The organism is Bradyrhizobium vignae (genome assembly GCF_900324035.1).
GTDB lineage: Bacteria > Pseudomonadota > Alphaproteobacteria > Rhizobiales > Xanthobacteraceae > Bradyrhizobium > Bradyrhizobium vignae.
On sequence record NZ_LS398110.1, the window covers coordinates 2,988,231 to 3,010,772 of the forward strand.

General features: G+C 66.0%; 18 protein-coding genes. 14 read left to right on the forward strand and 4 right to left on the reverse strand.

Annotation, left to right across the window (positions count from 1 at the left end; translation table 11 throughout):
* Positions 1-194 precede the first annotated feature (194 nt).
* From thiD to BRAD3257_RS14385, 4 genes are all read left to right on the forward strand, one after another.
* Positions 195-995, forward strand: a complete 801-nt coding sequence (gene thiD, locus BRAD3257_RS14370) for a bifunctional hydroxymethylpyrimidine kinase/phosphomethylpyrimidine kinase (protein WP_122406559.1) — start codon at positions 195-197, stop codon at positions 993-995.
* Between the two features lie 252 nt (positions 996-1,247).
* Positions 1,248-2,060, forward strand: coding sequence for a UDP-2,3-diacylglucosamine diphosphatase (locus BRAD3257_RS14375; RefSeq protein WP_122402372.1), 813 nt, complete (start codon positions 1,248-1,250; stop codon positions 2,058-2,060).
* On the forward strand, positions 2,060-3,118 hold the full coding sequence (locus tag BRAD3257_RS14380) for a glycosyltransferase family 4 protein (protein WP_122402373.1): 1,059 nt from the start codon (positions 2,060-2,062) through the stop codon (positions 3,116-3,118). The genes BRAD3257_RS14375 and BRAD3257_RS14380 overlap by 1 nt, the downstream gene beginning before the upstream one ends.
* A 158-nt stretch (positions 3,119-3,276) precedes the next feature.
* Positions 3,277-4,260, forward strand: a complete 984-nt coding sequence (locus tag BRAD3257_RS14385; protein ID WP_122402374.1) for a threonine/serine dehydratase family protein — start codon at positions 3,277-3,279, stop codon at positions 4,258-4,260.
* A 388-nt stretch (positions 4,261-4,648) separates the two neighbouring features.
* On the opposite strand, the gene BRAD3257_RS14390 is transcribed toward BRAD3257_RS14385, so the two are convergent.
* Positions 4,649-6,451, reverse strand: a complete 1,803-nt coding sequence (locus BRAD3257_RS14390) for a caspase family protein (RefSeq protein WP_162500201.1) — start codon at positions 6,449-6,451, stop codon at positions 4,649-4,651.
* A gap of 167 nt (positions 6,452-6,618) precedes the next feature.
* Here BRAD3257_RS14390 and BRAD3257_RS14395 point away from each other — a divergent pair, with 167 nt between their 5' ends.
* Positions 6,619-7,059: an RbsD/FucU family protein gene (locus BRAD3257_RS14395; RefSeq protein ID WP_122402376.1), complete on the forward strand. Its 441-nt coding sequence runs from the start codon at positions 6,619-6,621 to the stop codon at positions 7,057-7,059.
* Positions 7,060-7,118: 59 nt separating this feature from the next.
* On the opposite strand, the gene BRAD3257_RS14400 is transcribed toward BRAD3257_RS14395, so the two are convergent.
* The gene (locus BRAD3257_RS14400) at positions 7,119-8,807 is read right to left on the reverse strand and encodes a Na/Pi cotransporter family protein (RefSeq protein WP_122402377.1); all 1,689 of its coding nucleotides are present in this window, start codon (positions 8,805-8,807) and stop codon (positions 7,119-7,121) included.
* Between the two features lie 293 nt (positions 8,808-9,100).
* On the opposite strand from BRAD3257_RS14400, the gene BRAD3257_RS14405 reads away from it, so the two are divergent.
* Positions 9,101-9,460, forward strand: coding sequence for a hypothetical protein (locus BRAD3257_RS14405; protein WP_122402378.1), 360 nt, complete (start codon positions 9,101-9,103; stop codon positions 9,458-9,460).
* 196 nt (positions 9,461-9,656) lie between these two features.
* On the opposite strand, the gene BRAD3257_RS14410 is transcribed toward BRAD3257_RS14405, so the two are convergent.
* On the reverse strand, positions 9,657-11,051 hold the full coding sequence (locus BRAD3257_RS14410; RefSeq protein WP_162500202.1) for a hypothetical protein: 1,395 nt from the start codon (positions 11,049-11,051) through the stop codon (positions 9,657-9,659).
* A gap of 75 nt (positions 11,052-11,126) precedes the next feature.
* Between BRAD3257_RS14410 and BRAD3257_RS14415 the strand changes: the two genes are divergently transcribed.
* Positions 11,127-12,323, forward strand: a complete 1,197-nt coding sequence (locus BRAD3257_RS14415; RefSeq protein ID WP_122402380.1) for an MFS transporter — start codon at positions 11,127-11,129, stop codon at positions 12,321-12,323.
* Here the strand turns inward: BRAD3257_RS14415 and dgcA are convergent.
* Positions 12,293-13,288, reverse strand: coding sequence for an N-acetyl-D-Glu racemase DgcA (gene dgcA / locus BRAD3257_RS14420; RefSeq protein WP_122402381.1), 996 nt, complete (start codon positions 13,286-13,288; stop codon positions 12,293-12,295). The two genes, BRAD3257_RS14415 and dgcA, sit on opposite strands and share 31 nt — an antisense overlap.
* 134 nt (positions 13,289-13,422) lie before the next feature.
* Between dgcA and BRAD3257_RS14425 the strand changes: the two genes are divergently transcribed.
* The 7 genes from BRAD3257_RS14425 (at position 13,423) to BRAD3257_RS14455 (ending at position 22,474) form a co-directional block, all read left to right on the forward strand.
* Positions 13,423-14,556 carry an MlaE family ABC transporter permease gene (locus BRAD3257_RS14425; RefSeq protein ID WP_122402382.1) on the forward strand — a complete coding sequence of 378 codons (1,134 nt, stop codon included), beginning with the start codon at positions 13,423-13,425 and terminating at the stop codon, positions 14,554-14,556.
* 2 nt (positions 14,557-14,558) lie between these two features.
* The gene (locus BRAD3257_RS14430) at positions 14,559-15,329 is read left to right on the forward strand and encodes an ABC transporter ATP-binding protein (RefSeq protein WP_162500203.1); all 771 of its coding nucleotides are present in this window, start codon (positions 14,559-14,561) and stop codon (positions 15,327-15,329) included.
* A gap of 39 nt (positions 15,330-15,368) precedes the next feature.
* Positions 15,369-16,238: an MlaD family protein gene (locus BRAD3257_RS14435; protein WP_122402383.1), complete on the forward strand. Its 870-nt coding sequence runs from the start codon at positions 15,369-15,371 to the stop codon at positions 16,236-16,238.
* 234 nt (positions 16,239-16,472) lie between these two features.
* Entirely contained in the window at positions 16,473-16,649 is a 177-nt protein-coding gene (locus tag BRAD3257_RS14440) for a DUF3311 domain-containing protein (protein ID WP_122406560.1), read from the forward strand.
* Positions 16,639-18,129, forward strand: coding sequence for a monocarboxylate uptake permease MctP (mctP, locus tag BRAD3257_RS14445; RefSeq protein ID WP_122402384.1), 1,491 nt, complete (start codon positions 16,639-16,641; stop codon positions 18,127-18,129). The genes BRAD3257_RS14440 and mctP overlap by 11 nt, the downstream gene beginning before the upstream one ends.
* Before the next feature lie 149 nt (positions 18,130-18,278).
* Positions 18,279-21,824: a hybrid sensor histidine kinase/response regulator gene (locus BRAD3257_RS14450; RefSeq protein WP_162500204.1), complete on the forward strand. Its 3,546-nt coding sequence runs from the start codon at positions 18,279-18,281 to the stop codon at positions 21,822-21,824.
* Positions 21,821-22,474 (forward strand): response regulator, encoded by a 654-nt coding sequence (locus tag BRAD3257_RS14455; protein ID WP_122406561.1) that lies wholly within the window; start codon positions 21,821-21,823, stop codon positions 22,472-22,474. The genes BRAD3257_RS14450 and BRAD3257_RS14455 overlap by 4 nt, the downstream gene beginning before the upstream one ends.
* Positions 22,475-22,542: the final 68 nt, after the last annotated feature.

Sequence of the window (22,542 nt, forward strand, 5' to 3'; positions counted from 1 at the left end):
TAAGGTTAGAGACTATACCAAGGGAGCGGCAAGGTTGCATTTTTCAAGCCCGCATGATTGCGGGCTCCTGGCCGCGCCTTGCCCGACTGATTCGCGCGCTGCGCGACGGGTTTGCGAATCGGCAACGCTTGCTGCTGTTCCATGGGCGCGCTAGGAGAGGCCATGGCGGCGTCCTCAAGCAAATGTATCCGGCGATGACGACCCCGGTCGCACTCACCATCGCCGGCTCCGATTCGAGCGGCGGCGCCGGCATCCAGGCGGACCTGAAGACCTTCGCCGCGCTCGGCGTCTACGGCGCCTCCGTGATCACGGCGCTGACGGCGCAGAACACGCGCGGCGTCACCGGCATTCACGCGGTGCCGGCCGAGTTCGTCACCGCACAGATGGACGCGGTGTTCTCCGATCTCGAAGTCGGCGCGGTGAAGATCGGCATGGTGGCCCAGGCCGCCAGCATAGATGCGATCGCGGCCGCGCTGTCGCGCTGGGCGTTCCGGCACGTCGTGCTCGATCCCGTGATGGTGGCAACGTCCGGCGACCGCCTGCTGGCCTCCGAGGCCGTCGACGCCCTGCGCACCAAGCTGATACCGCTGGCCACCGTGATCACGCCGAACCTGCCGGAAGCCGCGGCCCTGCTCGACGAGCCGATGGCCGCAAGCGAGGCCGAGATCGAAAGCCAGGGCCGCCGCCTGCTGTCGCTCGGCTGCCGCGCCGTCCTGGTCAAGGGCGGCCATGGGGAGGGCGCGGAGAGCATCGATTATCTGGTCGGTGCCGACACCACGATCGCGCTCGCCGCGCCGCGCCTCCCCACCAAGAACACCCATGGGACGGGCTGTTCGTTGTCCTCAGCCATCGCCGCGGGGCTGGCCAAGGGCGAGGGCCTGGAAAACGCCGTGCGCAACGCCAAGGCCTGGATCAGCGCCGCGATCGGCGCCGCCGACCGCTTCAGCGTCGGGCACGGCCACGCGCCGATCCATCATTTCCACAAGTTCTACTGACGCTGGGGCCCGCGGAAGCGCGCCCGTTCATCGGTTTAGCGCGGCTCGCGTGGGGCTAGTTCACCCTCCCACTCCGGGGCTCCAGGGGAGGACAGGATTGCTGCCGGCACCGCCTGCGGCGCCATGTCGCCTGATTGTCGCATGCGACTGATATTCGCGGGGCAGGGCGAGGCGAAGTTTGATTCGTATCTGAGGTGCCTCAAGGTTCAATCGGTCATCCCCCTGTCACGGGACATTGTTACAGGCTGGCGCATGGGAAGTTACGATGTGAGTGACGAGAGCCCCGAGCGGCGCTTTCGCACGCTGTTCATCTCCGATGTCCATCTCGGAGCCCGCGGTTCTCAAGCCGATCTTCTGCTCGACTTCCTGCGCTATCATGATGCCGACACCATCTATCTCGTCGGCGACATCGTCGACGGCTGGGCGCTGAAATCGAGCTGGCACTGGCCGCAATCGCACAACGACCTCGTCCAGAAGCTTCTGCGCAAGGCGCGCAAGGGTGCCAAGATCATCTACATTCCCGGCAATCACGACGAGTTCCTGCGCAACTATTACGGCACGCATTTCGGCGGCATCGACGTGGTCGAGAACACCGTCCACACCGGCGTGGACGGCAAGCGTTATCTCGTCATCCACGGCGACATCTTCGATCTCGTGGTGCAGAACGCGCGCTGGCTCGCCCATCTCGGCGACAAGGCCTACGACTTCGCGATCCAGATGAATCGCTTCGTCAACTTCTTCCGGCGCATGTTCGGCGTGCCCTATTGGTCGCTGTCGCAATGGGCCAAGCAGAAGGTCAAGAACGCCGTCAATTATATCGGCGCGTTCGAGCAGGCACTCGCCGCCGAGGCACGGCGCCATGAGGCCGATGGCGTGATCTGCGGCCACATCCACTACGCCGTCATCCGCGACGAGGCCGGCATCCGCTACATGAATTGCGGCGACTGGGTCGAGAGCTGCACGGCCCTCGTCGAACATGATGATGGCCATTTCGAGATCATCACCTGGGCGGATCAGTTGCGGAAGCCGGTGCCGGTGCCACAGGTCGCGGCAAGGGCGGCCTGATGCGCATCCTGGTCGCGACCGACGCCTGGCACCCGCAAGTCAACGGTGTGGTTCGGACGCTGACCAAGCTTGCTGACGCCGCCAAGGCGCTTCGCGTTGAAGGTGTTGGCGTCGAATTCTCGTTCCTGACGCCGCAATCATTCCGCACCTTCGCGATGCCGAGCTATCGCGATTTGCGCCTCGCCATGCCGCGTCCGGCGCGGATCGCGCGGCTGATCGAAGAGGCGCGGCCCGACAGCATCCATATTGCGACCGAGGGGCCGATCGGTCTGATGGTCCGCCGCTATTGCCGCCAGCGCAGGCTGCCGTTCACCACCAGTTTCCACACCCGCTTTCCCGAATATGTCCGCGCCCGCGTGCCGGTGCCGGGTTCGCTGATCTGGCGGGCGCTGCGCCGTTTCCACAGCCCCAGCCGCGCCGTGATGGCGGCGACCCCTGCGCTCGCGCGCGAATTGACCGGGCGCGGTTTCGACAACGTCGTGCTGTGGCCGCGCGGCGTGGACACAAGGCTGTTCCATCCCCGCGTCATTGATCTCTGCCTGCCGGCGCCCGTATTCCTGTCGGTGGGGCGGGTCGCGGTGGAGAAGAATCTCGAGGCGTTCCTGGACCTCGACCTGCCCGGCACCAAGGTGGTCGTCGGCGACGGCCCGGCGCGCGCCTCGCTGGAAGAGGCCTATCCCGATGCGATCTTCCTCGGCGAGAAGCATGGCGAGGAACTGGCGGATATCTATGCGGCCGCCGACGTGTTCGTGTTCCCCAGCAAGACCGACACTTTCGGTCTGGTCCTGCTGGAAGCGCTGGCGAGCGGCCTGCCGGTCGCGGCCTTCCCCGTGAAGGGGCCGCGCGACGTGATCGGCGACGCGCCGGTCGGCGCGCTCGATCATGATCTGCGCAATGCCTGCTTCGCCGCACTCGACATCTCCCGGCAGGACTGCGTCGCGTTTGCCGCCAATTACACCTGGGAAGCCTCGGCGCGGGTCTTCATCGACAGCATCCTGGCGGTCGACGCGGTGCTGCCCGGCCGGACCGGCGCGGAACAGCCGCGCCAGGTCGCCTAGAGCTATTTCGATCCGATGGATCGAAATAGCTCTAGATTCTTGTTTTGACGCGTTTTCTTCACGCGAACCGGTAGCCACTTCGCTCGAAAACGCTGCGGAGAAAATCCTCTCGCGGAGGTGTCTTGCCCGGGCCTGACCGGCCGCGATAACATTCCGCCATGACCGAACAGGCCCTTCCGGTCGGCCCTGCCGACATCGATGCCGCGGCGCGCGTGATCGCGCCTTACGCCATCCGCACCCCGCTGTTGTCCTTCCCCGTGCTCAACGAGCGCGTTGGCGCAAAGGTGTTCCTGAAGCCGGAGATGCTCCAGCGGACCGGCTCCTTCAAGTTCCGTGGCGCCTTCAACAAGGTGTTCTCGATCCCGCAGGACAAGCGTGCCGGCGGCGTCGTCGCGTTCTCCTCCGGCAACCACGCCCAGGGTGTGGCGGCCGCGGCAAAAATTCTCGATATGCAGGCGACCATCGTGATGCCTGCGGATGCGCCGTTGTCGAAGCGCGAGCGCACCAAATCCTACGGCGCCGAGGTCGTGCTGTACGATCGCGACAAGGACGACCGCGAGGCGATCTCGCGCGGCATCGCCGAGAAACGCGGCGCAACACTTGTTAAACCCTATGACGATCCCTTCGTGATCGCAGGGCAGGGCACCGCCGGCCGCGAGATTGCGGAAGACATGGCAACGCTCGGCCTCAGCCCCGACATCGTGGTGGCGCCGGCCTCCGGCGGCGGCCTGATCGCGGGCGTCGCCACGGCGGTGAAGGCGCGCTATCCGTCAGCCGAGATCGTGGTGGCCGAGCCCGAGGCATTCGACGATCACGGCATTTCGCTGACCGCCGGCCATCGCGAGCCGCACCCGCCGGCAGGCCGCACCATCTGCGACGCGCTGATGGCCCTGATGCCGGGCGAGATAACGTTTGCGATCAACAGCAAGCTGCTCGCGCGCGGCGTCACGGCATCGGACAAGGAAGTCGGCGCGGCGGTGGCGTTCGCCTATCGCGAGCTGAAGCTGGTGGTCGAGCCGGGCGGTGCCGTCGGCCTCGCCGCGCTACTCGCGGGCCGGCTCGACGTCTCTGGGAAGAACGTCGTCATCGTGCTCTCCGGCGGCAATGTCGATGCCGATCTGTTCGCCGAGCTGGTGGCCTGATTTCTGACTGAACGTAGCGAGGGAGCTCGGTCCACCTCTCCCCGACGGGGAGAAGTCGGATTGCTATGGCGCGCAATTGCGCGCCTGAGCAATCCGGGTGAGGGGCCGCGGCATCCAGTGAGACCAGATCCCCTCACCTGGATCGCATCTGTCGATGCGATCCGACCTCTCCGTACGAGAGAGGTGGGCAGCTAAAGCATGATCCGGAAAAGTGCGAAGCGGTTTTCCGGAAAGATCATGCGTAAACAACAAGCTAAAGCGCGATGACGATTCATCCAAATCTCATCGCGCTTTAGCCCTTGGCGACCAGACCTGATTTCTACTCCCCACGTTAAGAAGGGGCAGAGCGTCGCCGCCCTGCCCCCTTTCTCATGCGCGCCTTGCGCAATCAGTGCATGAATCCGCCGCGACGGTTGCCGCCGTCATTCATGCTCGGCGCCTGGTTCATCGACTGCCGGAAGTTGTTGCTGCTGTTGGCCATGCGGTTCGGCATCGTGTTGAGCTGCGGACGATTGGTCTGCACGTTGTTCTGCACCTGCACCTTGTTCACCGGATTGCTGTTGAGCTTCACGATGCCGGTGTTGGCGTTGTTGACGCGGACCGGGTTGTTCTGCGTCTGGACAGGCTTCACGTCAACAGTCGAGCCGCCCTTGCCGACATTGACCGGCATGCTGACGATCTTGCCCGGGTTGCCGTTGGCGTTGCCTGCGTTCGGCGTGCTGATGGTCACGGGCAGCGTCACGATCTTGCCGGTGCCGCCAGTGTTGTTGGTCGTGTTGGTCGGCGCAGGCAGGGTGACGATCTTGCCCGGGGTCTGCGATGGCGTGCCGTTCGGCTGATTGTTGCCCGCCGGCAGGTTGACGATCTGGCCGCCATTGCCGAGCTTGCCGATGATGTTGCCGTCGACCGGCTTCTGCACGACCGGCAGATTGCCACTGATCTGCGCGCCACCATTGCCCTGCATCAGCGGCAGGTATTTGGGCTGGCCGAGATTGCCCATCTTGAAGACCGGGGCAATGTTCTGCGGCGCCAGGAACTTGGTCGGCTGCATCAGGGGGATCTGCTTCGGCTGGGCCTCGAGCTTCAGCGCGACCTGCGCATAGGGGCTGTTGCCGTAGCTGTCATAGAAGTTCTTGTAGCCGAGCGGCGAGTTGGCGAGCACTGCCATGTGCCAGGCCTGCGAGATCAGGAGGTTATTGAGCAGCCAGCGGATGTGGTCGCACAGCGGGTCGTGCGGATACATCCGGATGAACTCCTGATAGTACTCCGGCCGGCCCTCGGACACGACGTAGTCATAAGCCTGGCGGGTCGAGCGGCTCGGCAGGTTGGAGGCCATCTGCACCACGGGTGCATTCACCGGCGCACGGTTGGCCGCAACCGCGGTGTCACCGAAGAAGGTGAAGTCGCTCGTCAGCGACGAGCTCTCCCACGGGATCTGCGCGCCGCTGGTGGCCTGATTGACCTGCAGGCGCACGCGCTTGAACAGCTGCTCGATCGGCACGTTGGGTTCGCGAGCGATGTTCAGGAACGCCTGCGTATAAGGGCTGTGACCATTGGTGCCGTCCAACGCTTCGGCGCCCGGCGCGGTCGAGTAGCCGACGATCGAACCGTTCGGCGCATCGACGATGGCAAGGCCGCGGCCGGCGTCGTTGACTTGAGGGAAGGGGTTGTTGCGGCAGGCATCGAGGATGACGATGCGCATGCGGCTCGGGATCGTCTCCAGCGTCGACATCACGTCGACGAGGCGCACCGAATTGTTGACGAGCTCGGTCGGGCTGGAGACCTTCGCATCGACCGGAACGAGATAGTTCTCTCCGGCGAGCTGCACGCCGTGGCCGGCGTAATAGATCATCGCCACCGTGTTCGGACCGCGTGAGGCGACCTTCGCGGAAAAGTCCTGGACCACGCGGATCATGTCGTTCTGAGTCAGATCGGTCGCGGCGACCACTTCGAAGCCGGCGGAGTTCAGGAACTGCGCCATCGATTGCGCATCATCGTCGGGGTTCGCAAGTTGCGGCGCGTTCTGGTAACGCGCATTGCCGATCACCAGCGCCACCCGCTGCTCCGGGCCTTGCAGGGCGGTGGGAGCCGGCTGGGCCGGTGCGACTTGCGCGGAAACGGGCCCGCAGGCGAAACCGAACAGGCTTCCCAGGAGACCCGCAGTCATCAGGAAAGGCTTTAGGCGGAACATGGCGTGCTCCTCTGGCACTCATCTCGATGCGAGATTGGTCGCGAGGAAGCTTGGCCGCGTTCGAGCTTGCGGTCCGTGATCCCTGTCACCATGGTGGCCTTAAGTGATCTGAATCACGCTCGGAACCTGCTATGGTTACCGACTGATTGGGGAGGATAGTCCGTCACATGCTGAAATCGATCGATCCGATCCTGACGCCCGACCTGCTCTGGCTGCTCGCCGCGATGGGCCATGGCGACGACCTCGTTTTCGTCGACGCCAATCACCCCGCGACCCGCATCGCGCATGGCACGACGTCGCAGCGCCTGATCCAGCTGCCGGGCATGAACATGGAGACCGCGGTCCGCGCCATCATGTCGGTCTATCCGCTCGACGATTTCGATCCGGATCCGGTGCGCGTGATGATGCCGGTGGACGATCCCGATCGCGTGCCCGAGGTGCAGCGCGCGGTGCTGGCGGAGATCGCGCGCGCCGCCGGGCGCGCGGTCACGCCCGGCAAGCTCTCGCGTCCGGATTTCTATCGCGCGGCAGCGGCCGGGTTTGGCGTGGTGCAGGTCGGCGACAGCAGGGGCTATGGCTGCTTCCTGATCAGGAAGGGCGTGATCTGAATCGCGATGAGTGGTGCGAACGGTCATCGCGCTTCAGGCTGTTTGAACATATCTCCGCGCTAGCCCTGTCCCACCAGATGAACCGCCGAGCGCCAGGCGTGCTGCGATAGGGCTTCGAGGTTTCGCACCGCCTCGACACGAAGCAGGGCGGCGTCGGCGGTCAGGGTCCCATTGGCCACCGCACCGAGCGTCGCACTGCGATGGGCGCGCAGCATTTCGGCGAGCTGTGTCGTACAACGCTCGAGCTCGGCGATCGCCTCGTCGGGCGGGGCGGCGCGCGGACCGGCCATGGCGTCGCCGGCACGCGAGGCGGGTACGGAGTGCGGCGATCCGTCGGCGCGGGGCGGCGCCGCCACGCCACGCGCAATCGCAGCCGCGCTTCGCATGATTTCGGCACATAGCTCTCCGGCGCGGATGTCCTCCGGTCCGCCTGCCACCGAAGCGAAATTGTTTCCTCCACTTGCGAGGTCCGTCAGCCGGGACGCGTGGTCGAGGGCGTGCAGCGTGCTCGTCAGACGCTGTTGCTCGTCGTCGGTCTCAGGCGGTCCAGCTACATCCGACAGGAATATTTGTGCCTGGCGCACGGCATCGGCCGCCTCCTCTACGGATACAGCGTCCTTCCCCAGGCGTATCGATCCAGCGCGGCGGGCAAGTTTCGCCTCGACCGAACTGCACACCGTCAACAGCACGCGCGCGATCGTGCGCCGTACCGCTTCCACCGCCACGATCGGGGTCCCAAGCGCCGAAGGATCGAGACATCGCGTCAGCGGCGAGCCGCGCTCGGGCAGAATTCGTTCGACCAGTCGCGTGAACGGGTTGATCAGGGGCAGCAGGACCGCGACGCCGACGACGTTGAAGGCCGTGTGGTAGCCGGCCAGCAGGGTGACGCCGTCGATCGTGTCAGAGGCGCGCAGCAGCATGGGCGTTACTATGGGAAAAGCAACCAAAGCGATGAGTGCGGCAATCAGCTTGAAAAGAACGTAGGCGATGGCCAGCCGCTTCGCGGTCGGGCTCGCGCCGATTGCGGCCAGGGCGGAACTCGTCGCTGTTCCGATGTTCTGGCCGATGATCAGGGCGCAGGCCTGGTCCAACCCGATCGCGCCCGCGAAATAGGCGGACAGGGTCACCGCGATCGCGGCCGTCGACGATTGCATCAGCGCGGTCATGACCAATCCGATCACGACCAGCGCCAGCACGCCGAAGAGGCCCGACCACCATGACACCCCGGGACTGCCGAGGACTGCGGGCAGATCCGCCGGGTGCAATCGTTCAGCCAGCCCGCCCATGCCCTGCTGCAGGGTCGTCAAGCCGAACAGCACAAGTCCGAAGCCGGCGAGCGCGGCGCCGACCCCGGAGATTCGTCCGCTGCCGAGAAGCTTGGTCAGCGCGCCGACGAAGATCATCGGCAGCGCCGCGGCCGTGAGCGAGACGCGGACGCCGATCAGCGCGACCAGCCAGCCGGTCCCGGTGGTGCCGATATTCGCGCCGAAGACGAGGCTCAACCCTTGCTGGAAGGTCAAGAGGCCGGCGCTGACGAGACCGATCGTCGTCATGGTCGTTGCGCTGGAGGACTGCACCAGCAGTGTGACCAAGGCCCCCCAGAACGAGCCAACCAGCGGCGTCGACGCAGCCTTGCCGAGCACCGTGCGTAGCGCAGAGCCGGCCAGTGTCTTCAGGCCCTCCGTCATCACGGTCATGCCGAGCAGGAAGAGACCTACCCCGCCGAGCGTCGAGATCGCCGTGGACATGTGTGCTCCTTCCGACAGGGCACCACGAATAGCGAAGCAGACAGTACAGCAACGGAGTGCTGACAGGTCGGATCAATTCTAGCACGATGGTCGGGCTTCCCGCGTTTCGGATGAGCGCGATCAGCCGGGGGACGTCATCAGATCGGTCCAGCCGCCCGATCGCCGCGAGCCAACGCATAACGATTCCGCGAAAGCCGGCATGGCTGCGTGTGCGGGATATTGATCGAGGCGGCGAAAAGCCTCGCACTCGAATTTGAGTGGCCTTCTCGCATCCGCCTGTCTATGGTCGATCCATGTCTCGCCTTGTGTGTCTCTTCGTTGCTGTCATCCTGTCGCTGCTGCCCGCCGTCGCGCCCGCTGAGCCCGTGCAAAAGCGTCCCAAGCCGGTCTGGAAGGGCTACGGCTTCCTGCCGGGCTATCGCCAGCCGCTGAGCAACAGCATTCCGCTCTACAAGCAGAAGGACGCGATGCGGCGTCTCGCGCGCAGCGACCGCCGCCATTGGTACATCGACCCGGTTCCCCAGTATTACCGCTGGGATGGCGAGTGGCACTATTTCGGCCGCCCTGGCTTCGGCGGCGGCCGCTACAATGGCGGCAGCTTTGGCCCGTGCTGGACGCGCACGCCGATCGGTGCGGTGTGGAATTGCGGGTGAGTGGCTGATCGCCGTCATCGTGAGTACTCATCCACCACCGTTACCCCGCGCAACGGCGAAGCCGTTCTCGCGGGGATGACGGAATTGACACGCTCGTCATTGCGAGCGTAGCGAAGCAATCCAGAATCTTTCCGCGGCGGCAGTCTGGATTTGCTTCGCTGCGCTCGCAATGACGGTGTGGAGAGAGCGTAGTCTCTTACGAGAAGAACGCGATCTTCTCAGCCTGGGTCATGCGGCGGATCGGGGCGAGGGGATCGTTGGCCGGCGCGCGGGGCTTTTGCAAGATGCCGCTGGCGAGGATGGTGGCGCCGAGCGAGGGCTCGGGCGAAGACGTGGGCAGGGGCGAGGGCATCGGCAGCGTCGCGGTCGGCCCTGCGGCGAACGTTGCCGTCGCCGCCATGGCTGGGGCCTGCTGCTCCATCACTTCGGCGGCGGCTTCCGCGATGGCGTCGGTGAGGCGCGCGAGCGAGTCCATCGCGATCGGTGCGTCCGCTGCAGGCTCTTCCGCGACGGCTGCGACGACCCGCTGAGTTGCGATCGGCTCCGGAAGCTCGGAGGCAATGGGCGCTGCGACATCCGAGGGCATTGGTTCCGGCTTTACCGGGGCAATCTCGACCGGCTCGATGATCTCGTCGAACTGAGGATCGGGCGCCGCCATCTCCAGCGCGATGGCCTCGAGGATGGCTTCGTCCTCGGCTTCCGCGGCGGCGTCGAGCGAGAACTCGTCCGTGACCTCCAGGACCGCGGCGGGCCCTTCAAGAGCGACGTCTTCAACCGCGACCTCGTCCGGCGCTCGCTCGCTTCCAGCGATGTCCGGCGCGATGGTCGCATCCATGGCCTGCTCGGCCACTGCGAATGCTTCCGCGCTGCCGGCTTTCTCAAGCGCTGCTTCGGCCTCGCCAGCGGCCGCGACGTCCTGCAGCGCCTCCGTAAAGGCCACGGGAGCTTCGCTCGCCATCGCGGCGGGCGCGGCTTGCGCAGGCGCAGCTTCCGCCACGGCGGAGGGCGCTGACTGCACCGGCGCCGGCGAGGGATGCTCTGCCTGCGACGCTGCGCCGCCCTCGGTCTGCTCGATCCGCTCCCTCAGCAGATCGAACGCAGCCTTGAGCTCGGCGCGAGGGTCGAGGGTCGAAATCTGTCCGCAGGCGGCCTCGATCGAGGCGAGCTGCGAATCAATGAGGTCGCAGATTCGCCCGTCGGCGCCGATCTCGCGCCAGCGCCAAGAGATCTCCTTGATGATGCGAACCCCGCGCGGGATCGGCGCGAGGCTCGCCTCGATCGCGGCGGGATCGAATGCCGCGATTGCGATCGTCTCGGCCTCGCGGATGGCGCGGCGGATCTCGACCAGCGCCTCCGGCAGGCGGTCCTCGACAACGGGTTGCCGCTGTGCCGCAAGGGTTTCTTCGATTTTCGCGACCGCGTCCAGCACCATGCGGGTGTCCGCATTGCGGTTGCGCTTGGCATATTCGCCGAGGAACCAGCGGCCGCGCGCGGTCTCCATGAAGGCTTCGCGGATCGCGTCGTAATCCTGCTCGTTCGGCTCGGCCGCGCGGGCAGACATGGGCGAGAGGGCGAATGCTTCGTTGGCCATGACAATCTCGTCGCGCAAATCAGTGCGCGTTACTGTAACGATCACCACGATATCGACCGAATCGCAATTGGTTTGATGCAGCCCGAATCACAAATCCCCATCGCGGCAGCGAAGAAGCGGCGATTTGCCGTGAGCCTCGCGCTGTTCTATTCGGCGGTCTTCGCGGTTTCGGGCACGCATCTGCCGTTCTTTCCGGTCTGGCTGAAGGCGATCGGCGTGGACGCGGCCTGGATCGGTCTCATCAACGCGCTGCCGGCGATCACGCGCTTCACCACGCTGCCGCAGGTCACGGCGTTTGCCGAAAAGCGACGGGCCATTCGCGCCGCCATGATGGTGTCGGTGCTGGCGACCGCGATCGGCTTCACAGCGGTTGGACTACAACAGCAGCCGCTGGCGCTGTTCCTGATCTATGCGCTGACCTGCGTGCTGTGGACGCCGACGATGCCGCTGACCGATGCCTATGCGCTGCGCGGCGTTGCCCGTTATGGGCTCGACTACGGGCCCTTGCGGCTGTGGGGCTCGGCGGCCTTCGCCGCGGGTTCGCTCGCCTGCGGCTATCTCGTCGACGTCATCGCGGCGCGCGATCTGATCTGGGTCATCGTGGCCTGGGCGGTCGTTGCGATCCTTGCCAGCCTGTTGCTTCAGCCGCTCGACGACATCAGGCGCAAGAGCGCCGAAGCGCGCGCCAACACGGCGCTGCTGCGCGATGCCGGCTTCTGGGCCATCATCGCCTCGGCCGCGCTGATCCAGGGCAGCCACGTCGCCTATTACACCTTCTCGGCCATCAACTGGCAGCTCCATGGCATCAGCGGGCTGACCATCGCGGGCCTGTGGACACTGGGCGTGATCGCCGAGATCGTCGTGTTCGCGCTGTCGCCGCGCTTCTCGCTGCATCCCTCCACCATGATGGCGATCGGGGGCCTGGCCGCCGTGCTGCGCTGGACCGTCACCGCCAACGAGCCGCCGCTCGCGCTGCTCGCGATCGTGCAGCTCGGCCACGGCCTCACCTTCGGCATGACCATCGTCGGCACCATGAATCTGCTGGTGCAGCGCGTGCCCCCGCATCAGATCGCGCGGGGGCAGGGCTATTATGCCGCCTGCAACGGGCTCTTGGGCGCTGCGACCTCGATCGCGTCAGGCGCGATCTACGCCCGCATCGGCGATGGCCTGTACTACGTCATGGCGGCGATGGCCGCGGCCGGCGCGCTGGTGATCTGGTCGGCGCGGCACCGATTCTCGGCTCATCCCCAGAGCGAGGCGTCCGGCGGATAGACCAGGCTGCCGTCATAACGCAGGCCGTGGTCGCGGTCGCGCGCGAGCAGAAGCGGGCCGTCGAGATCGACGAAGCGCGCCTGCGGCGTCACCAGCATGGCGGGGGCCATCGACAACGAGGTCGCGACCATGCAGCCGATCATGATCTCGAAGCCGAGCGCCTGCGCGGCATCGGCCATGGCCAGCGCCTCGGTGAGACCGCCGGTCTTGTCGAGCTTGATGTTCACGGCGTCGTAGCGTTCGCGCAGCGGTGCCAGCGAGGAGCGGTCATGCACGCTCTCGTCGGCGCAGACCGCGAGCGGCCGCTTGATCCGCGCCAGCGCCTCGTCCTTGCCTGATGGCAGCGGCTGCTCCACCAGGGTGACGCCGGCGGCGGCGCAGGCGGCGAGGTTGTGCTCCAGATTGGCTTCGGTCCACGCTTCATTGGCATCGACGATCAGCTGGGATTCGGGGGCGGCCCTGCGCACGGCGGCGATGCGTTGGGGATCGCCGTCGCCGCCGAGCTTGATCTTGAGCAGCGGCCGGTGCGCCGCTTTGGCGGTCGCGGCGGCCATGGCCTCGGGGGCACCTAACGAGATCGTGTAGGCCGTGGTGCGCTCGCCCGGCACGGGGCGATCCAGCAGGTTCCAGGCGCGCAGGCCGGCCGCCTTGGCCTCCAGGTCGATCAGGGCGCAATCAAGGGCATTGCGGGCCGCACCGGGCGGCATGGCGGCCTGGAGGGCCTGCCGCGTCAGCCCGCCCGCTACGGCCCCCTGCATGGCCTGGATGGCGGCGAGCGTCGCCTCGGGCGTCTCGCCGTAACGGGGATAGGGCACGCACTCGCCGCGGCCGGTCAGGCCGCCGCGGCTGACCTCCGCGACGACCGTCACGGCCTCGGTTTTCGCCCCCCGGCTGATGGTAAAGCTGCCGGCGATCGGGAAGCGCTCGATTCGCGCCGCCAGAGCCACAAGTTTGCTGGAAGTCATTTTGAACTCTGGCGAAATCTGAACCTGCTGGTTACCTCTAGCAACTAACATTAACCACTTGGGGATACCTTCTCTGGGTAAGGGCGCGTGCGCAACCATCTGATTTTCTCCGCCCCGGCACGGGAGCGGACGTCTTGAGTAGCGATCCGAAGCTGGAGCGGATTGCGAAGGGCAACGCGCTGGCACTCCGCGCCACCGGAACCTGGACCGCGAGCTTTGCGCCGGTCCTGGAACGGATGGTGGCCGACGCCGAGAAGCTCGGCGGCAGTCCGCAAAGCATCTTCATCGACGTGTCCGAGATCGCCAAGCTCGACACGTTCGGAGCCTGGCTGATCGAGCGGCTGCGCCGCAGCCTGACCACGGGCGCGGTCGAGCCGCAGATCGCCGGGCTCTCCGCCAATTATTCGAGCCTGGTCGACGAGGTGCGGCGGGTGCGGGCGACCCCCGTGATCGACCGCAGCCCCATCACCATCACCGGCATGCTGGAGCAGATCGGCCGGGCGGTGGCCGGCCTCGCCGGCACGGTGGCAGGCCTCGTCGACATGCTCGGCGCGGTGCTCGCTGCGGGCTTTCGCGTCCTGATCCATCCGCGCTCGTTCCGCCTGACCTCGACGGTGCATCACATGGAGCAGGTCTGCTGGCGCGCGGTGCCGATCATCGTGCTGATCACCTTCCTGATCGGCTGCATCATCGCGCAACAGGGCATCTTCCATTTCCGCCGCTTCGGCGCCGACATCTTCGTCGTCGACATGCTCGGCGTGTTGGTGCTGCGCGAGATCGGCGTGCTCCTGGTCGCGATCATGGTCGCGGGCCGCTCCGGCAGCGCCTACACCGCCGAGCTCGGCTCGATGAAGATGCGCGAGGAGATCGACGCGCTGCGTACCATGGGCTTCGATCCGATCGAGGTCCTGGTGCTGCCGCGCATGATGGCGCTGGTGCTGGCGCTGCCGATCCTTGCCTTCCTCGGCGCGATGGCCGCGCTCTATGGCGGCGGTCTGGTTGCCTGGCTCTATGGTGGCGTGCAGCCGGAGGCCTTCCTGTTGCGCCTGCGCGACGCCATCTCGATCGATCATTTCATCGTCGGCATCGTCAAGGCGCCGGTGATGGCCGCCGTGATCGGCATCGTCGCCTGCGTCGAAGGGCTCGCCGTGCAGGGCAGCGCGGAATCGCTGGGACAGCACACCACGGCGTCGGTCGTGAAGGGCATCTTCTTCGTCATCGTCATGGACGGCGTGTTCGCCATCTTCTTCGCCTCGATCGGGATGTGACGATGGCAGGCGAAATTCAAAACCCCATCATCCGCGTCCGTGACATCACCGTCCAGTTCGGCGCAACACGTGTGCTCGACGGGCTCAACCTCGACGTCAAGCGCGGCGAGATTTTGGGATTTGTCGGCCCCTCGGGCGCGGGCAAGTCCGTTTTGACGCGGACCATCATCGGTCTGGTGCCGAAGGTCGCGGGCAGCATCGAAGTGTTCGGCGTCGACCTCGATTCCTCCAGCACGTCGCAGCGGCGCAACGTGGAGCGGCGCTGGGGCGTGCTGTTTCAGCAGGGCGCGCTGTTCTCCTCGCTGACGGTGCGGCAGAACATCCAGTTTCCGATGCGCGAATACTTGCGCGTCTCGCAGCGGCTGATGGATGAGATCACCATGGCCAAGCTGACCATGGTCGGGCTCAAGCCCGAAGTCGCCGAGCGTTTCCCGTCCGAGCTCTCCGGCGGCATGATCAAGCGCGTGGCGCTCGCCCGCGCGCTGTCACTCGATCCCGATCTCGTGTTCCTGGACGAGCCGACGTCGGGCCTCGACCCGATCGGCGCCGGCGATTTCGACGAGCTGGTCCGGACCCTCCAGCGCACTTTGGGACTGACGGTTTTCATGGTAACCCACGATCTCGACAGCCTTTACACAGCGTGTGACCGCATCGCCGTTTTAGGGAACGGTAAGATCATTGCGGCAGGGTCGATCGCCGACATGCAGGCCTCGCAGCATCCCTGGCTGAGGCAATATTTCCATGGCAAGCGCGCCCGCGCGGTCATGGGTTAAGTGGCTGGGTTGAGAGCTGGGTCGTAGCCGGAGCACCTGATGGAAACGCGGGCGAATTACGTATTGATCGGCTCGTTCACGCTGGCGGTGATCGCCGCGGCGATCGGCTTCGTGCTGTGGTTTCAGTCGCTGCACACCACCAAGCAGCGCAGCCCCCTGCGCGTCGTGTTCGAGGGGCCCGCAGCGGGCCTGCGCAACGGCGGCAGCGTCAACTTCAACGGTATCCGGGTGGGCGAGGTGGTCTCGGTGAAGCTGGACAACCCGCGGCGGGTTGTCGCACTCGCCATGATCGAGAACAACGCCCCGATCCGCAAGGACACCCTGGTCGGCCTCGAATTCCAGGGCCTCACGGGCGTCGCCGCAATCTCGCTCAAGGGCGGCGACGAGGCCGCGGCACCGCCGCCGCTCGACCAGGACGGCATCCCGACGCTGACCGCCGACCCCAACAAGCTCCAGGACGTCACCGAGGCGATCCGCGCCACGCTGCAGAACATCAACAAGATCGTCGCCGACAATCAGGAAACGGTGAAGAACTCGCTGAAGAATCTGGAGACCTTCACCAACTCGCTCGCCCGCAACTCCGAGAAGATCGACGGCGTGATGGCCAAGGTCGACGGCGTCATGCTCAAGGCCGACAATCTCATGCTCGGCCTCAACACGCTGGCGGGCGGCAAGGATGGCGGCGAGCTGTTTCAGGCGGTGAAGTCGATCCGCGAACTCGCCGAGGATTTCGACAAGCGCTCCGGCGCGCTGATGGCCGACGGCCGCCGCACCCTCGGCGACATCAGCCGCGCCGTGAACAATTTCGACCGCAACCCGACCCGCGTGCTGTTCGGCGCCAGCAACTCATCGCAACCCGCCCCGCCGCCCGAACCGCCGAAGCCGGCGGCGGCCGAGCGCAGGCGGTAGCAGGCGGACGCGTTCACGCACCCTGTGCGTTCGTCATCGTGGGTCTCGTGTCCCGGACGCGCGGCAGCCTGCAACGCTGCTGCGCAGATGTGGGGCCGCTGCGCCAGTACGAAAGTATGGGGGTCGGGCCGAGCCAAGGTAGGGGGAGGGGCCGTCCCTCGTTGTCAGCTATACCGCGCTCAAGGCGCGTCCACGAAAAGGCGCGTCGACTTCACTCACAGGGGAGGAGAGCGCGTGGTACGCCTGTTGCTGTTGTTGCCGTTCATCGGCCTGATGATCGTGCCGTTCTACAATGTCCGGGAGCCCCATCTATTCGGCTTCCCGTTCTTCTATTGGTATCAGCTCGCCTGGGTGCCGCTGACCTCTCTACTCACCTACATCGTCTACAGGAGCGTGCGCCGTGCTGACTGATGTCGATAGCGCGGCGTTCGCCGTATTCATCGCTCTCTTCGTTCTCGTTACCGGCATGGGTTTCGTCGCTTCGCGCTGGCGCAAGCCGGAAACGCTCGCTCATCTCGACGAGTGGGGCCTGGGCGGCCGCAAGTTCGGGACCTGGATCACCTGGTTCCTGGTCGGCGGCGATTTCTACACCGCCTACACCGTGATCGCGGTTCCCGCGCTGGTCTATGCGGTCGGCGCCTACGGCTTCTTCGCGCTGCCCTACACCATCATCGTCTATCCCTTCGTGTTCGCGGTGATGCCGGTGCTCTGGAAGGTCGCCAAGGAGCGCGGCTATGTCACCGCCGGCGACGTGGTGCGCGGTGCCTACGGCTCGCGCGGCCTCGAGCTCGCGGTTGCGGCGACGGGCGTGCTGGCGACAATGCCCTATATCGCGCTCCAGCTCATCGGCATGGAGGTCGCGATCAAGGCGCTCGGGCTTCACGGCGAGGTGCCGCTCGTTCTCGCCTTCCTGGTACTCGCGCTCTACACCTACTCGTCCGGGCTGCGCGCGCCGGCGCTGATCGCCTTCGTCAAGGACATCATGATCTACATCGTGGTGATCGCTGCGATCGCGATCGTGCCCTCCAAGCTCGGCGGCTATGGCGCGATCTTCACCGCGGCGGATGCGGCTTTTGCCGCAAAGGGCTCGGGCGGTATCCTGCTGTCGCCGGCGCAGATCGTGCCCTATGCGTCGCTGGCGCTGGGCTCGGCGCTCGCGGCCTTCATGTATCCGCACACGCTGACGGGCATCTTCGCGTCCTCGGGCGGCAACACCATCCGCAAGAATGCGATGCTGCTGCCGGCCTACACGCTGCTGCTCGGTCTCCTCGCGCTGCTGGGCTACATGGGCCATGCGGCCGGGTTGAAGCTCGCGAGCAACAACGACGTCGTGCCTGAGCTGTTCAAGACCCTGTTCCCGAGCTGGTTCGCGGGCTTTGCCTTCGCGGCGATCGCGATCGGCGCGCTGGTGCCGGCGGCGGTCATGAGCATCGGCGCCGCCAACCTGTTCACCCGCAACTTCTGGAAGGTGTGGGTCGATCCGAAGGTGACGCCGGCGGGCGAGGCGAAGGTCGCCAAGATCACCTCCATGCTGGTGAAGGTCGGCGCGCTGCTCGCCATTCTCCTGATGCCGACGCAGTTCGCGCTCGACCTGCAACTGCTCGGAGGGCTCTGGATCCTCCAGACGCTGCCGGCGCTGGTGTTCGGCCTCTATCTGAACTGGTTCTCGAGCACGGCGCTTCTGGCCGGCTGGGCCGTCGGCCTTGCAGGCGGCTCATGGCTCGCCTGGTCGGACGGGCTGAAGCCGCTGCACAGCATCGACTTCGGCGCCGGCAAAGTCGCGATCTACACCGGCGTCCTGGCGCTCGCGCTGAACATCGTGGTTGCCGTCGTGGTCAACCTGGCGGTCAAGCGCGTGCCGCAGGAGCGGCTGTCCCGCGAGGCGGCCTGAAGTGACCCTCAAGCGGCGGCCGACGATCCTCCGGCCGCCGCTTCTTCGGAGCGAAATAGCCTTCCATGCGATTGAAAACGCTATAGTATCCGCCCGCGATCCGGCCCCGCTCATCGCCGGCCGATCAGACGATCTCGGGTGAGGATGTCTTGCAGGCGTGGTTCGTTCTTGCGGTCGCTGCGGGCTATGTGACCACGTTGTTCCTGGTGGCCTGGTGGGGCGATCGGCGGAGCGCCGGTGGACCGCTGGTGTCGCCAAACTCCTGGGTGGCCGCGATCAGCTATTGCCTGACGCTTGCGGTCTACAACACCTCCTGGAGCTTCTACGGATCGGTCGGACGGGCCGCCACCAGCGGGCTGGACTTTGCCACGATCTATATCGGCCCGACCCTGGTGCTGCTGTTCGGCCAACGGCTCCTGTCGAAGGTGATCGCGATCGCGAAGGCGCAGAACGTCACCTCGATCGCCGACTTCATCGCCGCGCGCTACGGCAAGAGCCAGGCGCTGGCGGCCTTCGTGACGCTGGCATCGCTGCTCGGCGTGCTTCCCTATATCGCGCTTCAACTCAAGGCTGTCGGCAAGAGCTTTGACTATCTGATCCTCCAGCCCGAGCGCGCCGGAGGCGAAGCACTGCGATTCTGGCAGGACTCCGCCTTCGGCGTCGCCGCGTCGATGGCGCTGTTCGCGATCGTGTTCGGCGTCCGGCATGTCCATGCCAGCGAGCATCATCGCGGCCTGATGCTCGCGATCGCCTTCGAGAGCGTCGTCAAGCTGCTCGCATTCCTGATCGTCGCGCTGTTCGTGCTGTTCGGCCTGTCTTGCGGTCCCGCCGCCCTGCTGTCGCAGTTTCAATCGGAGCCGCAACTGGCGGGGATCCTCAGCTTCGATCCGACGCAGCCGGTGTGGCCTGCGACGATCGTCATCTCGGGCATCGCTTTCCTGTGTCTGCCGCAGGCCTTCCATGTCGCCGTCGTCGAGAACGAGGCGCCGGCGCACACGCGCACAGCGGCATGGCTCTACCCGAGTTACCTTGCGCTGTTCAGCCTGCTGATCCTGCCGATCGCCGCGGCAGGGCTTGCGAGGTTCGGCGCGATGATGGACCCCGACACTTACGTCATCTCGCTGCCGATCGCGGCGGATGCGGGCACCATCAGCCTGATCGCGTTCCTGGGCGGGCTCTCGGCCGCCACCGGCATGGTGATCATGACGTCGGTCGCGCTCAGCACCATGCTCTGCAACGACGTCATCATGCCGCTGCTGTTGCGCTCGCGCGTCTTCGGCCTGCGTGCGCAGAGCCGGCCGATGACCTCGGTGCTGGTGGCGGTGCGCCGGCTCTCGATTGTTGGCATCCTGCTGCTCGCCTATCTGATGCACCGCCTGGTCAATCAGTCCTATCCGCTGACCTTGATCGGACTCCTGTCGTTCGTCGCGGTCGCGCAATTCGGTCCGGCGTTCGTCGGAGGGCTGTTCTGGCCGCGGGCCAACAAGGCCGGTGCCTCGATCGGAATCGCGGTCGGCTTTTCCATCTGGGCCTATACGCTGCTGCTTCCCTCGGCCGCGCCGCTCTGGCCGGCGATCGAGGAGATCGTCCGCCAGGGGCCGTGGAAGCTCGCCTGGCTCAAGCCGAACGCATTGCTGGGTCTCGAAGGGATCGATCCGATCTCGCACGCCACGCTCTGGAGCCTCGGCGCCAATCTCGTCTGCTTCCTGATGATCTCGGCGTTGGGGCGGCAGTCGACCGTCGAGCGCAACCAGGCGGCCGCATTCGCCGATGGCGTCATCCGCGAAAAGATCCCGACGCTGTCCTCCCGCGTGGTGGTCCGGCTCGACGATCTCCGCGCGCTGGCGTTGCGTTTTGTCGGCGCGCAGCGCGGCGCAGCGGCCTTCGACAACTATCTCGCGGCGCGTAGCGCCGGCACCGGGCCGCGCCTCGATCCGTCGGGGCTCGTCGATCTCGACTCGATCCGCTTCACGGAGAATCTGCTTGCCGGTGCCATCGGTGCTGCATCGGCGCGCGTGGTGATCGCCGCATCCCTGGAGGGGCACTCGCTGTCGCGGCGGGCGGCGATGGCGATGCTCGACGAAGCCTCGGAGGCGCTGCGCTTCAACCGCAACCTTTTGCAGAGCACGCTCGAAAGCGTGCCGCAGGGCATTTGCGCCTTCGATGCCGATTTCAACATCACGGCCTGGAACGGCCGTTTCATCGCGCTCCTGGACCTGCCGCCGGATTTCGTGCGCGTCGGTCTTCCGCTGGCGGACCTCATTGCCTTCAACGTCGAGCGCGGCGAATATGCCGCGTCCGAATTCGCCGCGCTCCTTGTCAATCGTGACGTCGCCACCCAGAGCTGGCCGTATCTGTACGAGCGCAAGCGGCCGGACGGCACGGTGCTCGAGATCGTCTATGATCGCGTCGCCGAGGGCGGCTACGTATCGACCTACACCGACGTCACCGAGCGTCATCGCGCCGCGGAAGCCCTGCGCCGGGCCAACGAGGGGCTCGAGCTGCGCGTCCGGGAGCGGACCGAGGCGCTCGAGCTGGCGAAGGCGGAAGCCGAGCAGGCCAATCTCGGCAAGACCCGCTTCCTGGCGGCGGCCAGCCACGATCTGCTGCAACCGCTGAATGCGGCCCGGCTGTTCCTGTCCGCGCTCGACGAAAGCCTGCATGCCGCATCGCGATCCGGCGACGTCGACAAGGAGCGCAACCTGGCGAGCAGCGCGATCACGGCGCTGCGCTCGACCGAGCACGTGCTGGACAGGCTGCTCGACATCTCCTCCTACGATGCCGGCGCCGTTCGCGCCGAAGCGTTTGATTTTCCGATCGCGGATCTGCTCGTGCAGTTGAACGTCGAGTTCTCCGCGATGGCGCACGAACGCGGGCTCGTCCTCAACGTCGTCGATTGTCGTGTCGCCGTGCGCAGCGATCCGCATCTCCTGCGTCGCATCTTGCAGAACCTGTTGTCGAACGCGCTCCGCTACACGCCCAGGGGACGCATCCTGCTCGGCTGCCGGCGGCGCGGCGGCGATCTGCGCATCGAGGTCTGGGACACCGGCGTCGGGATCGCGGCGGAGGATCGGACGCGGATCTTCGAGGAGTTCCAGCGTCTGACCCCCGGATCGGAGAAGGGCCTGGGTCTCGGTCTTGCGATCGTGGATCGTATCTCGCGGCTCCTGGGCCATCCCGTCGACGTCCGATCGCGGCCCGGACACGGCTCGTGCTTCGCCGTCACGGTGCCGCTGGCGCGCGGAGCGGGAACGCCGCTTCAGCGCAAGGTGGCAGATGCGCCGCCCGCGGTCGCGGAGCGCACGCTGACGATCCTGTGCCTCGACAATGAGGCGGCCATTCTCGACGGCTTGACGGCATTGCTCGGTGGGTGGGGGCACCATGTGCTTGTCGCCACGGACGCCGATGGAGCGATGGCGGCGGCCGCGGCCCATCCACCGCACCTCGTGCTGCTCGATTACCACCTCGACGATGGTCGCAGCGGCTTGGACTTTCTCGACGATCTCAGGCAGAAGTCGGGGCGCGACGTCCGTGCGCTGATCGTCACAGCCGATCGCAGCGAGGCCGTGCGCGAGGAGGCAAGGGCGCGCGGCTGCGAGATCCTGACGAAGCCGATCAAGCCGGCCGCTCTGCGGCGCTTCCTCGGCAGCGAAGCCCTGAACCGGCAGTTCGAGACGAAACTGGAGACTTCCTGACGATGCGCATCCTGATCGGCGACGATCATCCGCTGGTGCAGGCGGCGTTGCGGAGCGCCTTGTCGAGCGTGCTGCCGGATCTCGACATCATCGCCTGCCAGTCGCTGGACGAGGCGATCGGCGTCCTGACCGCCCAGTCCGACGAGATCGACCTGATCCTCTGGGATCTGACCATGCCGGGCATTCAAGGGTTTGCCGCGCTGTTCATCCTGTCGGCGCAGTTCCCGACCGTGCCGGTGGCGATCATCTCGGCACGGCAGGACGCCGCCACGATCCGCCGTGCGATTGCCTACGGCGCATCCGGCTACATCCCGAAATCGCTCGGCCTGCCCGAGATGGCGGATGCGATCACGAAAATACTCGCCGGTGAAATCTGGATGCCGCCCAATGTCGGCGGGCGCGGCTCGATCCAGAGCGCCGACGTCGAGCTTGCCGCAAGAATGGCTTCGCTGTCGGCGCAGCAGCTGCGCATTCTCGCAATGATCGTCGAAGGCAAGCTCAACAAGCAGATCGCGGGCGAACTCGACATCGCCGAGCAGACCGTGAAGGGCCACGTCTCGACGATCCTGCGCAAGCTCGGCGTCGGCTCGCGCACCCAGGCCGCGGTCGTGGCCGAGCGGCTGTCATTCGGTCAGCCCAACGGCACCTGAGATCCCTCCCGCAAAACAAGACGGAGGCCGTGAGGCCTCCGTCTTCATTCTGTTGTCTTGGAATTCTG